At 40.1% G+C, this 14,581-nt stretch carries 14 protein-coding genes; 4 read left to right on the top strand and 10 right to left on the bottom strand.

What is annotated here, in order from left to right; all coding sequences use genetic code 11:
- Window positions 1–161: 161 nt before the first annotated feature.
- Entirely contained in the window at window positions 162–632 is a 471-nt protein-coding gene (locus BM386_RS15720) for a Dps family protein (protein WP_091696035.1), read from the top strand.
- Window positions 633–772: 140 nt separating this feature from the next.
- Here the strand turns inward: BM386_RS15720 and BM386_RS15715 are convergent, their stop codons facing one another.
- The 9 genes from BM386_RS15715 to BM386_RS15675 form a co-directional block, all read right to left on the bottom strand.
- The gene (locus BM386_RS15715) at window positions 773–2,083 is read right to left on the bottom strand and encodes an ABC transporter permease (RefSeq protein ID WP_091696034.1); all 1,311 of its coding nucleotides are present in this window, start codon (window positions 2,081–2,083) and stop codon (window positions 773–775) included.
- A complete protein-coding gene (locus tag BM386_RS15710; RefSeq protein WP_091696032.1) occupies window positions 2,076–2,969 on the bottom strand; it encodes an ABC transporter ATP-binding protein in 894 nt (297 codons plus the stop codon). Before BM386_RS15710 ends, BM386_RS15715 begins: the two co-directional genes overlap by 8 nt.
- 17 nt (window positions 2,970–2,986) lie before the next feature.
- Window positions 2,987–3,874, bottom strand: a complete 888-nt coding sequence (locus BM386_RS15705; RefSeq protein WP_244545543.1) for a hypothetical protein — start codon at window positions 3,872–3,874, stop codon at window positions 2,987–2,989.
- An 80-nt stretch (window positions 3,875–3,954) separates the two neighbouring features.
- On the bottom strand, window positions 3,955–5,070 hold the full coding sequence (gene dnaJ / locus BM386_RS15700) for a molecular chaperone DnaJ (protein WP_091696030.1): 1,116 nt from the start codon (window positions 5,068–5,070) through the stop codon (window positions 3,955–3,957).
- A gap of 4 nt (window positions 5,071–5,074) precedes the next feature.
- Complete coding sequence (locus BM386_RS15695; protein WP_091696028.1) at window positions 5,075–5,647, bottom strand: nucleotide exchange factor GrpE; 573 nt, start codon at window positions 5,645–5,647, stop codon at window positions 5,075–5,077.
- Window positions 5,648–5,724: 77 nt separating this feature from the next.
- Window positions 5,725–6,720, bottom strand: coding sequence for a GTPase ObgE (gene obgE / locus BM386_RS15690; RefSeq protein WP_091696026.1), 996 nt, complete (start codon window positions 6,718–6,720; stop codon window positions 5,725–5,727).
- Between the two features lie 74 nt (window positions 6,721–6,794).
- Window positions 6,795–7,367, bottom strand: coding sequence for an adenylate kinase (locus tag BM386_RS15685; RefSeq protein WP_091696024.1), 573 nt, complete (start codon window positions 7,365–7,367; stop codon window positions 6,795–6,797).
- A 15-nt stretch (window positions 7,368–7,382) separates the two neighbouring features.
- Entirely contained in the window at window positions 7,383–7,919 is a 537-nt protein-coding gene (gene hpt, locus BM386_RS15680; RefSeq protein ID WP_091696022.1) for a hypoxanthine phosphoribosyltransferase, read from the bottom strand.
- A 9-nt stretch (window positions 7,920–7,928) separates the two neighbouring features.
- Window positions 7,929–8,837, bottom strand: a complete 909-nt coding sequence (locus tag BM386_RS15675; RefSeq protein WP_091696020.1) for a M20/M25/M40 family metallo-hydrolase — start codon at window positions 8,835–8,837, stop codon at window positions 7,929–7,931.
- A 171-nt stretch (window positions 8,838–9,008) separates the two neighbouring features.
- On the opposite strand from BM386_RS15675, the gene BM386_RS15670 reads away from it, so the two are divergent.
- Complete coding sequence (locus BM386_RS15670) at window positions 9,009–10,295, top strand: OmpA family protein (protein WP_091696018.1); 1,287 nt, start codon at window positions 9,009–9,011, stop codon at window positions 10,293–10,295.
- A gap of 359 nt (window positions 10,296–10,654) precedes the next feature.
- Here the strand turns inward: BM386_RS15670 and BM386_RS15665 are convergent, their stop codons facing one another.
- Entirely contained in the window at window positions 10,655–11,236 is a 582-nt protein-coding gene (locus BM386_RS15665) for a DsrE family protein (RefSeq protein WP_091696017.1), read from the bottom strand.
- Between the two features lie 197 nt (window positions 11,237–11,433).
- Between BM386_RS15665 and BM386_RS15660 the strand changes: the two genes are divergently transcribed.
- Window positions 11,434–12,390 carry a calcium/sodium antiporter gene (locus BM386_RS15660; protein WP_091696015.1) on the top strand — a complete coding sequence of 319 codons (957 nt, stop codon included), beginning with the start codon at window positions 11,434–11,436 and terminating at the stop codon, window positions 12,388–12,390.
- Between the two features lie 20 nt (window positions 12,391–12,410).
- Window positions 12,411–14,561: a cation:proton antiporter gene (locus BM386_RS15655; RefSeq protein WP_091696014.1), complete on the top strand. Its 2,151-nt coding sequence runs from the start codon at window positions 12,411–12,413 to the stop codon at window positions 14,559–14,561.
- Window positions 14,562–14,581 lie beyond the last annotated feature (20 nt).

Here is a 14,581-nt window from a genome sequence, read left to right as displayed (position 1 = left end):
GAGAAAATTTAATAACTGAAATATGAAATCGAGCCTGCCTGAGGCAGACAGGCATGTCTCAATCGACAAACAGATGGATGTTTATCCAACTTGCGAGATTCCCCGTCCGACTGGCGGAAGCCGGGCTGGCATAAGTCCATAAAAAATCAAATTATATACACATGAAAACGAACGACATCGGATTAGAAATCACAGAAAGTAAGGTTTTGGTGGAAAAGCTAAATGATCTGCTCGCCAATTACCAGATTTACTATCAGAATTTGAGAAATTTTCATTGGAACGTTTCCGGTTTAAATTTCTTTGAGCTACATGCCAAATTCGAAGAGCTTTACAATGCTGCAAATCTAGCTGTGGATGAAACTGCAGAACGAATCTTGACCTTGGGAGCTAGACCTCTTTCTTCCTACCAAGAATACATCGACACCGCATCTATCAAGGAAGCAAAGGAGATCAAAGATCCATTGAAAATGGTAGAAACTGTCAGATCCAATATGAACACACTTTTGCAACTTGAAAGAGAAACCCTGGAAGCGGCAGGAGCATCTGGCGATGAAGGAACAGCATCTTTAATGAGTGATTACATCACGGCCAAAGAAAAAGTGGTTTGGATGCTTTCTGCCTATTTGAGATAAAGGCTTTTCTAGCAAGAAACAAAAATCCCGATCAGCTACCGATCGGGATTTTTTTTTATAGCCTTGATTCAAACTTCTTGATTCTTGGCTCTATCATCTAAATACTTATGTATTGCTACTTGATACTAATATTCATCTTCTCAATTATTCGTCTTGATCCATTTCCAAAGTGTCTTATAGCTCGGCTTTGTCCCATGCATAAGAATCCCGATTCGGTAGATTTTTCCCGCTACCCAAGTAGTGAAGAGAAAACCAGCGATCAATAAGCCCATGGATAAAGCTAGCTCCCAAAAAGGGACACCATAACTCACCCTTCCCATCATAGCAATCGGCGATGTCAGCGGAACAATGGACAACCAGAATGAGGTGGTACTATTCGGGTCATTCAACACAAAAACAAACAAGCCCATGTAAGCAACAATCAAAGGAATAGTCACTGGCAACATAAACTGCTGCGCATCTGAAGGTGCATCTACAGCCGATCCAATAGCTGCAAACAAAGCTCCATACAATAAGTATCCGCCTAAAAAGTAAAACACGAAACTTAAGGCAATCTGAACATAATTAATCCCTGCGATTACTTGGAGGATCTCACCCATTTCAGTGTTTTGGGCTAGACCTTCAGCTAATTCGGGATTAGCCAATTCCATGGCTTGCTGCTGTGGCATTTGCATGCCAAGGAAACCAGTCACAATCGTGGTCAAGGTTCCGATAAGTACGATCCAAATAAGAAGTTGAGTAAGTCCAACTCCTGCAATACCTATTATTTTCCCAAGCATCAGCTGGAACGGCTTCAGTGAAGAAACCAATATCTCTACAATTCGGCTGGACTTTTCCTCAATGACGCCCTGCATGATTTGATTGCCATAGATGAAAATAAACATGTAAATCAAAATACCGGCAACAAATCCAATCGCATAATTCACCGTGGCATCACTTACCGTTTCTGTCCCCTCATCATCTAGCGTGATGGATTTAATCCCCACTTTCGTGCGAACTTCATTGATAATTTTTGGATCTATTCCACTTTCAAAAAGTCGTTGTTCTTCGATTTTCTTCCGAAGGTTATTTTCCAAATAGCTGATCAAACTCATACTTGGGTTATCCTCTCCATAAAAGGAAATCCCATTTGGATCCTTGATATCAAACTTTGGGATATGAAGAAAGCCATAGCGGTCTCCATCCTGCACCAGTTTCTTGGCTTCCTCGGGACTTGCATCCGAAAATGAAAAAGCATATTGCTCAGAACTTTCCAAGAAGAACAGCTTATTATCATCCACCACTTCTATGATACGAAGTGCCTGATTGTCTTCCTCTTCCAAAGCAATCCAAACGAAAACCCCCATGATGGCAGGAAAAATCAAAGGAGTCAATAAAGTGACGAGCAAAAAGGATTTCTTTTTGACACGGGCGACATATTCCCGCTGAATTACTAACCAGATCTTACCCATTTTCTGTTGATTTTACCTGGTGAATAAAAATTTCTTCCATACTCGGAATCAGTTCCTGAAACCGGTTCACTTCGCCATATTGCATTAATTCATTGAGAAGCTCGTTTGGCGTTTTACCACTAAGAGGGAGCGTAAAACTGTGACTTCCCTCATCTTCCTTGGATATCCATTCAATTGGTAAATCCATTTTCAGATGATCTAAAGTAATAGAATACACTTCTGGTCTATAGATGGATTTCACTTGTTTAATGGTACCGTCAAGAATTTTTTTGGAGCGATTGATCATTGCGACCTGATCACAAAGCAGCTCTACAGACTCCATTCTGTGAGTACTGAGGATCACTGTGGTGCCTTTCTCCTTGAGTTCCAAAATCTCATTTTTGATGATTTCGGCATTTACTGGATCAAAACCAGAAAATGGTTCATCGAGAATCAACAAAGGAGGATTATGAATAATAGTAGAAATGAATTGCACTTTCTGCGCCATCCCTTTCGAGAGATCCTCGATTTTCTTATCTCTCCAAGTTTCCATTTCCAGCTTTTCCAGCCAGTATTTAATCTTGATTTTGGCTTCCTGCGGAGAAAGTCCTTTGAGTCTGGCGAAATAAAGCATCTGATCCCAGACTTTCATTTTCTTATACAAGCCTCGCTCCTCAGGCAAATATCCGATCAACCCGATATGCTTTGGTGCCAGCAGTTCTCCTCCTATGTAAACTTCCCCACTATCACTATCGATAATCTGATTAATAATCCGGATCAAGGTGGTTTTTCCTGCTCCATTTGGCCCGAGAAGCCCAAAGACCACTCCTTCCGATACATTCAAATCCACATCGCTGAGCGCTTTATTGGCTCCGTAGGATTTATTAAGCTTTTTGATTTTCAGCATATTCCAAAAAATAGGGATTATTCTACAGTTAATGAACCAACTCCTACATCAACGATTAATTCCATCAATCTCGGGTCATTAGCTTTATAGCCTTTGGTAATGTAAGTGCCTTTCTCTAAGGTTTTTAAATATTTTGGCAAGGAGGTTTTACACATTGCCGTTGTTCTCATTTTTATTTTGATGGGAAAAGAGTCCGAGGGCAATTGCACATGAAGTGTACCTGCACCAACAGCTGCAATGATATGACTGGCATTATGCATACCGTCGGAAAAGTTCAAATCGATTTTGCCATAGTTCACTTCGAAAATCATTTTCTTTGCATTCGAGAAGTTGGCGTCATTTATCACCACGGAACCCATATTCAGCGTGACCAAAAGGGTATCCATCTGAACTTGATTTGGAGAATCACTTCCATAATGGATCGCCACATCAGCGCTGGCACTTTTTACTTTCAGCTGACTGATGGTGAGATTGGACAGATCAAAGTCTGACTTGCCCATGCCCAAATTAAAATCGAGATGATAAAGAAAGTTTGTGCTTAATCCTACATTCCAGCTATGATCGAAATCATCAGAAGAACCCGAAAAGAGTTTTGAAGTAATGCTTTTCCCCAAGTTTTCAGACTCCACATTTTTATGGATCAGAGAAGTCTGAAGCACATTATTAGATACTTTCTGGGAAAATACAGGAAGGATGTTCGTTTGATTGAGGTGTCCATGAATATAGACAGGGTCGGAAGATTTTGTTCTCTTAAGTTGAGTAGCACTTTTATAGGAAGTGAACTCCAGAGCAACCATGTCAAAACCGTCTCTTTCTGTCGCCTTGAACTCTTTGACGAGTTGCGCCTTACCCACAGCCACCCATCCAATCATCATCAGAAAAAGCAGACACAATTTTCTAAGCATACGGTTAGGTTACGAGGCGACTTTAAAAAGGTTTTTTAAAAATATAAAAAAAGCCAGAATTAAATCTGGCTATTTTTATATTAGAAGAACTCTTTCATCTTGTCGAAAAAGGATTTCTCGCTGTTTCCTGGATCAGGTTTGAAATTATCAGATTCCCTTAAGCCTTCTAAGGCTTCTTTTTCCTCTCTGGATAAATGAGTTGGAGTCCACACATTCACCATGATCAGCTGATCACCTTTAGAATACCCATTGATATCTTTGATGCCTTTCCCTTTAAGGCGAAGCATTTTCCCACTTTGGGTTCCCTGATCAATTTTGATCTTTACTTTACCCTCGATAGTTGGCACTTCTATAGAAGCTCCAAGTGCAGCATCGATAAAGGAAACGTATAGATCATAGATCACATTGTTTCCATCACGCTGAAGAACTTTATCTTCGATCTCTTCAATAACGATAAGCAAGTCTCCGGCAATTCCGCCTGGAATTTCATTTCCTTTTCCAGACATGCTAAGCTGCATTCCTTCTGCCACACCGCCTGGGATATTGATAGAAATAACTTCCTCTTTTACGATTAGACCTCTTGCATCAGCATCTGCAGGTTTTTTATCAACGATCTGACCGCTGCCACCACAAACACCACAAGTACTTGCCGAAACCATCTGACCAAGCATGGTATTGACTACTTTCTTCACTTGTCCAGATCCCTGACAGGCAGAACAAGATTTGAAAGTAACCCCATCTGCTATTAGATGACGCTTCACTTTAATCTTCTTCTCTACGCCATTTGCGATCTCAGCGAGAGTCAGTTTCATCTTCACGCGAAGGTTCGTTCCTTTTTTGGTACGTCTTCCGCCGCCACCGCCGCCGAAGAACGAGCCGAAACCACCTCCGCCACCGCCGCCGAAAATATCGCCGAATTGGGAAAAGATGTCATCCATATTCATTCCGCCACCGCCAAATCCTCCGGCACCACCTACACCCTGATGACCAAATTGATCATAACGTTGCTTTTTCTCCGGGTTACTTAACACCTCATAGGCCTCAGCTGCTTCTTTGAATTTGTCTTCAGCTTCTGGATTGTCAGGGTTTTTATCCGGATGATATTGAATCGCTAGTTTCCTATATGCCTTTTTTATTTCATCGGCAGATGCGGACTTCGTTACTCCAAGTACTTCGTAATAATCTCTTTTCGCCATAATATTATGCTCCTGTCACCACTTTCGCGTAGCGTACTACTTTATCTCCTAATACGTAACCTTTCTCGATTACATCTACTACTTTCCCTTTCAATTCTTCGCTTGGTGCAGGTATCTGCGTAATTGCTTCCTGCGTCTCTGGATCAAATGGCTTACCTACAAGGTCATCCATTGGTTTCAAACCTTTAGAACCTAGAATTTTTACCAATTTTTGAAAAATAAGAAGGTTACCCTCTCTCACTTTTGATCCTTCTACTTCATTCTCACTTGCTTTGAAAGCTCGCTCAAAATCATCCACTACAGGAATCAAATCCTTCAATACCTCTTCTGAAGCTGTGGATATTAAGTCCAATCGCTCCTTGGCAGTTCTCTTTCTGTAGTTTTCAAAATCCGAATAAAGACGAAGGTATTTATCCTTCAGATCGGCTACTTCGTATTCCAATTTATTTTCTTCTGATTCAGCTTGAGGTTCTGCACCTTCAAAATCCACTTCAGCGGAAGTGTTTTCTACTGTTTCCTCATTGATATTCTCGTCTTTGAGATTCATTTCTTGATCCACTTGTTCTTTATTATTCATAATTGAAATAGACAATAGTTGGCGCACAGGCTTCAACAATATTGTTGCCATAGCGCTTTCTCTGACAAACTGACACCTTACCCCTGGTGAATAGCCTGCCAGATTAGATCTTTGAGCCTGTCAAGATTGTATTGGGAGACAGATGAGATAAATACATGGGGAATTCCTTCGGGAACTTCCTTTTCCATTTCCCTGACCAGTTCTTCATCTAGCATATCCGCTTTAGAGATCGCAAGGAGCCTGCGTTTATCCAAAAGTTCTGGATTATACTTTTCCAGCTCTCCGAGCAAAATCCGGTATTGCTCACCGATGTCAGCAGCATCAGCAGGAACCATAAAAAGTAAAATCGAATTTCTTTCTATGTGACGAAGGAATCGAATCCCTAGTCCTTTCCCTTCTGCAGCACCTTCGATAATCCCGGGAATATCTGCCATGACAAAAGATTGATCTCCTCTATAAGCTACCACGCCTAGATTAGGGACAAGGGTAGTGAAAGGATAATCTCCAATCTCCGGTCTAGCTGCAGAAATAGAAGATAACAACGTTGACTTACCAGCATTTGGAAAGCCTACCAAGCCCACATCTGCCAAAAGCTTTAACTCAAGGATTATCCATTCCTCGATTCCCTCTTCACCAGGTTGTGAGTAGTGAGGCGCTTGGTTAGTTGCAGATTTAAAATGGTCATTGCCCAGTCCACCCCTTCCACCTTTGGTCAGGACTACCTCTTGCCCATCTTCAGTGATTTCAAAGCGCTTCTCACCAGTCTCAGCATCTTTTGCAATGGTACCCAACGGCACTTCCAAAATAATATCCTTGCCGTCGGCACCAGTTCTTCTCCCTCCTTCTCCACTTTTGCCCGCCTCGGCGATTACATGTTTCTTATATTTTAGATGGAGCAATGTCCAAACTTGGGTAGTACCTCTTACTATAATGTGTCCACCTCTACCTCCGTCGCCACCATCAGGCCCTCCCTTGGGAACATGCTTTTCTCTTCGAAAATGTGTCGATCCTGGTCCTCCTGCCCCTGATCGGGAACAGAACTTTACGTAATCTATGAAATTTGAATCAGCCATTTTTTGATAAAGAAAAAGGCTAAGCTTACTAGCCTAGCCAAATATGAATTGCAAAATTAGGAAAATAAAGGCAATCAGTAGCTATCAATCACCGAAGTGATGTCTGAGAAGATCTGTTCGATCTCACCTACTCCATTGATTTTCTGAAGTTTCCCTTGAGAAGCATAGTAATCCGCCACTGGAAGCGTCTCATCTAGATACACCTTAATACGTGTACTGATTTTCTCATCGTCCTGATCATCTACTCGATTGGAAGTCTTACCGCGTTCTTTGATTCTTAGTCTAAGCACTTCTTCTGGCACATCAAGTGCAATCATGCCACTGATTGAAATTCCATGCTTCGAAAGCATTTCATCCAAAGCTTCTGCCTGTGCAGTAGTGCGGGGGAACCCATCAAAAATAAACCCTTTAGCGTTATTCGTCTCATTTATCTTATCCTCCACCATTCCTATGACTACTTCATCAGGAACCAAGCGACCTTCATTCATGTATTTTTTTGCGAGTTGGCCAAGTTCTGTACCTTCTCCAAGATGCTTTCGGAAAAGATCTCCGGTGGATAAATGAGTAAGTCCGTATCTCTCAATAAGTTTTTCACTTTGAGTGCCTTTGCCTGCACCCGGAGGACCAAATAATACAATATTATACATTCGTAAGTCTATTATTTAAGGAGTACTGAGTTGGTAAATATCAGGTAGGTTCCTACCCAAACCATCGTAATCAAGGCCGTAACCAACCACAAATTTATTGGGAATTTCAAAACCCACATAATCTAAACTGTAATTAAACTGAAAAGCCTCAGGTTTGTGAAGCAAAGTAACGATGGAAACTTTAGCGGGATTGAACTCAGAAAGTGCCTTTAATAAATAATCCATGCTGATTCCTGTATCAACTATATCCTCAACTATAAGCACACTCTTTCCTTCAATTTTTTCTTCCAAACCTAAAATAGAATGCACCTTCCCGGTAGATTCTGTCCCTGAATAACTACTCAGTTTTATAAACGACGTGGAAATTGGCAAGTCTATGTACCGGCAAAGATCTGCCATAAAAACAAAGGAGCCATTTAAAATCCCAATAACAACCAGCTCCTCACTGGCAAAATCCAGAGTAATTGCTTTGCCGAGCTCGGCATTCCTTAGCTCAATCTGCTTAGCACTGAGGTAAACTTCAAATTCTTTGTCTTTTACTGTAATACTCATATCAATATTTTATAATCTTTCTAACAGATAGGGGTAAATCTTCAGCATAGCTTCAAAATCGGACAAGGAAACCTTTTCATCTGGCGAATGTACATTTTCTTCTGCCGCACCTATAAAGCACCAATCTATCGCATAAGGTGAAAACTGAACTTCTCTACCATCACTTCCTCCATATTCTTCTACTTCTAATTGAAATGGAATTCCGCTTTCTTTAGCAAGCCTAATAATTTTATCAATAAACTTTTTTCTGGGGATAAATTTGTCTCGAATAGAGATCACCACTCCTTGATGAAACTGGACTCCTTCGGTAATCCAAGTGATGTCAGAGATCAAAGCTTGCTTAACCGGAGCAGTTTCTTGGATGAATTTGAGTAAAAAAGGCATACTGCCTCCTCCATGTTCCTCATATGTGGTAAAAACCACCCAACCATCGGAAATATTTTCACATAGTTCCAAAGCTGAATATACACCCAATCTATTATCCAGGTAAGCTGCCTGAATGAACTCCTCATCTATACGAATATTCTGAGCGAAAGAAAGCCGAGTCCCTGGATCAATTCCTCTAGGAAAATCATGAGAAATATTATTTTCATCGCCTGCCAATTTACATGAAATCTCGCCCAACGAGTCTTCCCCAACCAACGAGGTGCCTTCAATAATCTCCGGACCGCCGATGCTAATCAACTGATTATTATACCTTGACATGAATCCAATGGTATCTATATGTGCAAAGACAGCAGTTCTGGGTTCACCAAATTTCAATAAGATACAGTCATGAAAATCTTCTCCAGAATAGATCTCAGGCAAAACTTTCCACCTTTTCTTTCGTTGGGCTATATACTTTAAAATGAATTCAGACGTTTTGGATTCATCTCCCGAAACACTATTTTGTTTGAGGATTTCGAATAAAAATTTCATTATGGCATAAATTATGTTAATATTTCGATGTTATATTTGAAAAAAGACACGAATTATTTTTTTATCCACCATGGGTTTTAAATAATTCAGCTAGATTTGTAGTAAATTAAAAGTTTATAAATTTGTATTCACATCAATCAACACTTAAAATTTGAACAAAAATTTTTTGTTATGAAAAAACTAATACTATCAACAGTTATCGCAGGCGCTCTGGCATTCGGGGCAAATGCACAAGAATTCGACAAATTCTCTCTCGAGGTTGGCGGAGGTTTTAATAAACCAATGGCGCCAATTGCTCCAGGTTTCCTTTCACCTACATTGAATTTAGGTCACGTTGACCTAGGCGCAAGGTATATGTTCAATGAAAAATTCGGTTTGAAACTGGATTACGGATTTGGATCTATGAAAGAAGCTGGTAATGAAGATGCCATCACCGGTTCATTTGACACCAAATATTACCGCTTAGATCTTCAGATGATTTCGAATCTTGGTAGAATTATGAACTTCGAATCATTCACTAGATCTCTAGGTTTATTGGGTCACTTCGGTGGAGGTATCGGAAACGTTAAACCACAAGAGAACCTGTATGCTGGTGAAACAGATGACGTGTACAACTTTATTGTAGGTGTTACTCCTCAGCTGAAATTAGGTAAGGGTATTGCCTTGTACGGTGATATCAGTACTATCATCAATGGTCGTCAAACCGTAACTTGGGACGGTTCTACTCCAATCGGGCCTGCTATCGACAACGGTTTCTTTGGCGCTAACAGTGTTTGGTGGACTGGTACAATCGGTCTTCAATTCTATCTAGGTAAAAATGAAGAGCACGCTGACTGGTTCATCGCAGCTGATAAGTATGCCACTAAAGAAGAACTTGCTACTCAGATCAACGGTATTAAAGACATGTTGAAAGACTCAGATGGTGATGGCGTTCCTGATTACTTGGATAAAGAGCCTAATACTCCAGCTGGAGCAAGAGTTAACTCTGCAGGTATGACTTTGGATTCTGACGGTGATGGCACTCCTGATCACATGGATAAGTGTCCATTCCTTCCTGGTCCAGCATCCACTAATGGATGTCCAGTTGAAGAAGTAGTAGAGCAACTTGATTTCTTCAAGAAAGCGATCAACGATGGTTATGTAAATGTTTACTATGCATTTGATAGCGATAAGCCACTTGGATACTCTACTAGCTCAGCTAACTATGTATCTAACTTCTTGAAAAAGAATCCAGGTGTAAGTGTTGAGATCAAAGGATATGCCGACGAATTAGGCCCAGAAGATTACAACATGAAACTTTCTGAAAGAAGAGCTAAGGCTGTTTATGACATCTTGGTAGCTTCTGGAGTTGACGCTTCAAGACTTTCTTACAAAGGTTATGGCGAAGATACTAGCGTAGATAAGTCTTCTGCTGATGCAAGACAAATGGCTAGAAGAGCTAGCTTCGAAGTGAAGTAATTAGCACTTAAGCACGCAAATATTGAAAGGGCTCGATGAATTTCGAGCCCTTTTCGTTTTTTAAATAACGTAGTAATTCTTTCGATAAAAACTTTTTCCTAAATCAGGTAAACGTGAAGGAAGAAAACTTCCTTTCTGATCCCGAAAAGATTACCACAGGCCCATGGTTTAAGAACAGGCACATAAGACAAAGTTTTGCGTCAGCAAAGCTTTAGAAAACTACTGAAAATGATTTCGTGTCAAATCCTATTAAAGCAGACCACAGTCTCCGACTTGACTGAAATTATAGCTGAGCATCACTATGCAATTGGTAAGAATTCAACTATTCAAATCAATTCCTTCGCAATAGGTAAAAGAAATCAATCCTCACTCACGTTCAAGTAAGAATATCCTCTTTGGTCCAAAGTCACAAAAGATGTTTTCGCAGAAATCGCAACTTTAACAATCGGCGTAATTTTTTCTACCTCAATATTGTTAAACCCCAGACTTTGACCGCAGACATAGAATTTAACGCCCACCTCCTCCAATTTCTTTAATGCAACTAGATTGGGATTACTAGTCTGGTATTTTTGGTGATATTCTTCTTCTGAAAGAATTGCTTGAACTAAGCCACCGTGGATAACGGCTGCAATTTGAATTTTTCCCGCAGGTACTCCATTAGCAATCGTAAGATTATAAGTCCTGGCAACTTCCAAAATCGCAGGGTGAATAGCCGTAGAGTCTTTTACCTTCCCATATAAATCTAAAGCAACTTTATAATCTAGACTAGGATCATATGCCATTGCCGGATTTGCAACTGGCATCACACCAACCCACGGATGAAAATCCAAAACAGGATAAATAATATTGTCTTTGATATGAGGCGGCAAGGATTCTTGAGCGAAAGAAGAAGACCAGGAAACAGAGAAAATGAGGAAAAATGATATGTGAAACAGTTTCATAAACCTTTATTATTTAGCGTGTTATGAAATTTATGCAATTAAAACAACAAAGCAATCAAAAACTTTCAAGTGAATAAAATCAATCCAGGTTCCAGCAAAAAATATTTATAGCCACTTCATGAAATTACCCACAGTTTTCAATCTACTTTTGATTGATTTTTGGATGCATTACGTTTTTAAAGGAAATCAAACACCATATGATTATTCAGAGTATAATTCTAATTGCGGGCCTCTTACTTTTAGTTAAAGGAGCAGATTGGTTAGTAGATGGAGCCTCGGTGCTCGCAAAAAAACATAAGGTCTCAGATCTTGCCATTGGACTAACAATCGTGGCTTTTGGTACTTCTGCTCCAGAGCTTGTGGTAAATGCAGTAGCTTCCTCAGGAGGATATCCGGATATAGTTTTTGGAAATATAATCGGTTCCAACAATTTTAATCTTTTTGTCATTTTGGGTATAGCCGGGATCATTACCCCTTTATCCGTTCAATCCAGTTCGGTATGGAAAGAGATTCCTTTTTCATTTATAGCTGCGATCATCCTATTGTTCATGGTCAATAATTTTTTCCTTGGAACAGAGTCTGGTTTATCGATGATCGAAGGCATAGGCTTATTGATCTGTTTCGGAGCTTTTCTTTACTACGTTTTTACACAGTTAAAATCGGAGCCTGCATCTACAGAAATAGAACTAAAAGTCTATTCTAATCTAAAAATAGGGATCCTGATTTTGGGTGGATTAGCTGCACTGGTCATTGGTGGAAAATTGGTAGTTGACAATGCTGTAAGCATAGCTCAGAGCTTAGGCGTAAGTGAGAAAATCATTGGGCTGACCATCATTGCAGCAGGAACTTCCCTGCCAGAATTGGCTACTTCTGTAGTAGCATCAATGAAAAAGAACAATGACATCGCTATAGGCAACATTATAGGATCCAATATTTTCAATATTTTCCTGATCCTAGGCGTTAGTTCCATCATTAATCCCTTGTCCTATCAAATCTCCTTTAACACCGACATCTATATTCTCCTCGGAGGCACACTAGCTCTTTTTATTGCCATGTTCACAGGCAAAAGAAAAAGTCTGGACAGATGGGAGGCTGCAATTCTTTTGCTGGCATACATAGGATATACCACCTACTTGGTAAGTATGGAGATTTGAACTTTTGAAAATCATCGAATATGATCCTAGAATCAATTTTTTCCTCCGAATTGCCACTTACCAATCCGGTGATCAAATTCCTATTGATCCTACTGATCATACTTCTCGCTCCTATCCTATTTAATCGAATAAAAACACCCCCGCTCTTAGGTTTGATTTTAGCCGGGGCGGTAGTTGGCCCGAAAGGTTTAGGACTAATCGAAAGAGATAGCGGCATAATACTCTCAGGGACTGCCGGACTGCTCTACATCATGTTTCTTGCAGGCTTAGAAATTGATTTACAAGACTTTAAAAAAAACAGAAATAAAAGCCTGGTTTTTGGAATGTACACTTTTTTGATTCCGATGATTCTAGGAATTATTGCTGGGCTAATACTTCTAAAGTTATCTTTAATTTCTTCTGTCTTGCTGGCCAGCATGTTTGCTTCCCATACGCTGATCGCCTATCCTTTGATATCAAAATTAGGGATTGGAAAAAATAGAGCTGTCAATATCACTATCGGTGGAACGCTGATCACAGATACGCTTGCATTGTTGATTTTGGCTATAATCATTGGTTCTACCAAGGGAGAGGTAAATGCGCTATTTTGGGTAAAACTCATCCTGTCAATCTCTGCTTTTGCCTTGCTGATAATTGTAGGATTCCCAAGACTTGGAAGATGGTTTTTCAAGAAATATTCAGATAATTCCTCTCAATATATTTTTGTACTGGTCTTAGTCTTCTCGGGAGCTACCCTAGCAGAAATCGCCGGAATCGAAGCTATAATCGGAGCCTTTCTAGTAGGGCTGTCCATCAACTCACTCATACCTCATACCTCCCCGCTGATGAATCGGGTGGAATTTGTAGGCAATTCGATTTTCATCCCATTCTTTCTGATAGGGGTGGGAATGCTAGTAGATTTTAGAATTTTCTTAGAAAGCTGGGAGACAATCTGGGTAGCCTTTGTGATGACTACTGTTGCAATCGCAGCAAAATGGCTCGCAGCATTTGCCACCCAAAAAACATACAAATTCACCTTAGATGAGCGTAGAATTATTTTTGGTCTTAGCAATGCTCAGGCTGCAGCCACTTTAGCTGCTGTTATTATTGGCTACAACACCAATATAGGTCTAAACAGCTCTGGTGAACCTATCAGACTTTTGTCAGAATCTATCTTGAATGGTACAATTATCATGATTTTGGTCACTTGTACCATAGCCTCTTTGGCAGCCCAAAAAGGAGCAAAAAATATAGCGCTCGCGGAATCGGCATTTGATGATGGATCAGGTGAGAAAGAAATTCAAGAAAGGATCCTCATCCCAATAAGATCCCAAGAGACTTCAGACGAACTCATCAAACTAAGTATTCTGATTCAGTCTCCTACAAAGAAAAGTAGCATGTATGCGCTGAGCATTATCAACCCTGATCTGCAGGATTCTGCTGCTGAAATGAAAGCGCAAAAAATCTTAAACAAAGCCAGTGAAACAGCTGCATCTACGGATCACTTTCTGATAGAACTCCTACGGTATGACACCAATGTGGAACAAGGGATTAGCGGGGTTATTCATGAAAACAAAATAACTGATTTGGTTTTGGGGTTTCATGAAAAACAAGGCATGAACGATAGTTTTTTGGGAAATCTTACCGAAGGACTGCTGAGCAAATCAAATACAACTACTTTTATCTACAAATCACATCAGCCTTTTGATACGCATAAAAGGCATTTAATCTTTGTACCTCCTCATGCAGAAAAGGAATTAGGGTTTCCTTTTTGGTTAGTGAAAATCTGGAACATTGCCAGAAATACAGGAGCACGAATCATATTCTATGCAGCTCCAGAAACTCGGGAATACCTTGCAGACATTCTAAAAAAACATCCCATTAGAGTCAATTTCAGGACATTTCCTGAATGGGACGAAGTCTCTAATCTGAACATTCATTTGAAGCCAGATGACAATTTAATTATGGTGCTAAGCAGAAAGGGCACTGTTTCCTACCATCCAAAACTGGAGCAAGTCCCAAGTCTGATTAATACATGGTTACAGAATAATAGCTTTATTTTAATCTATCCTAACCAACCCAAAGCCGGAGGAATGGATGGAATGGAAATGATCCACGGGTCGCTGATTGGACCTATTGAAAGGCTAGACTATACGAGTAAATTAATAAGCAGCCTTTTTCGAAGGAAATAAGAGATACATATTTAAGAAAA

Origin of the sequence: Algoriphagus locisalis (assembly GCF_900116615.1) — a bacterium.
GTDB lineage: Bacteria > Bacteroidota > Bacteroidia > Cytophagales > Cyclobacteriaceae > Algoriphagus > Algoriphagus locisalis.
The sequence above is the reverse complement of the archived record's forward strand: the minus strand, read 5'-3'. Positions and strand labels throughout refer to the sequence as shown.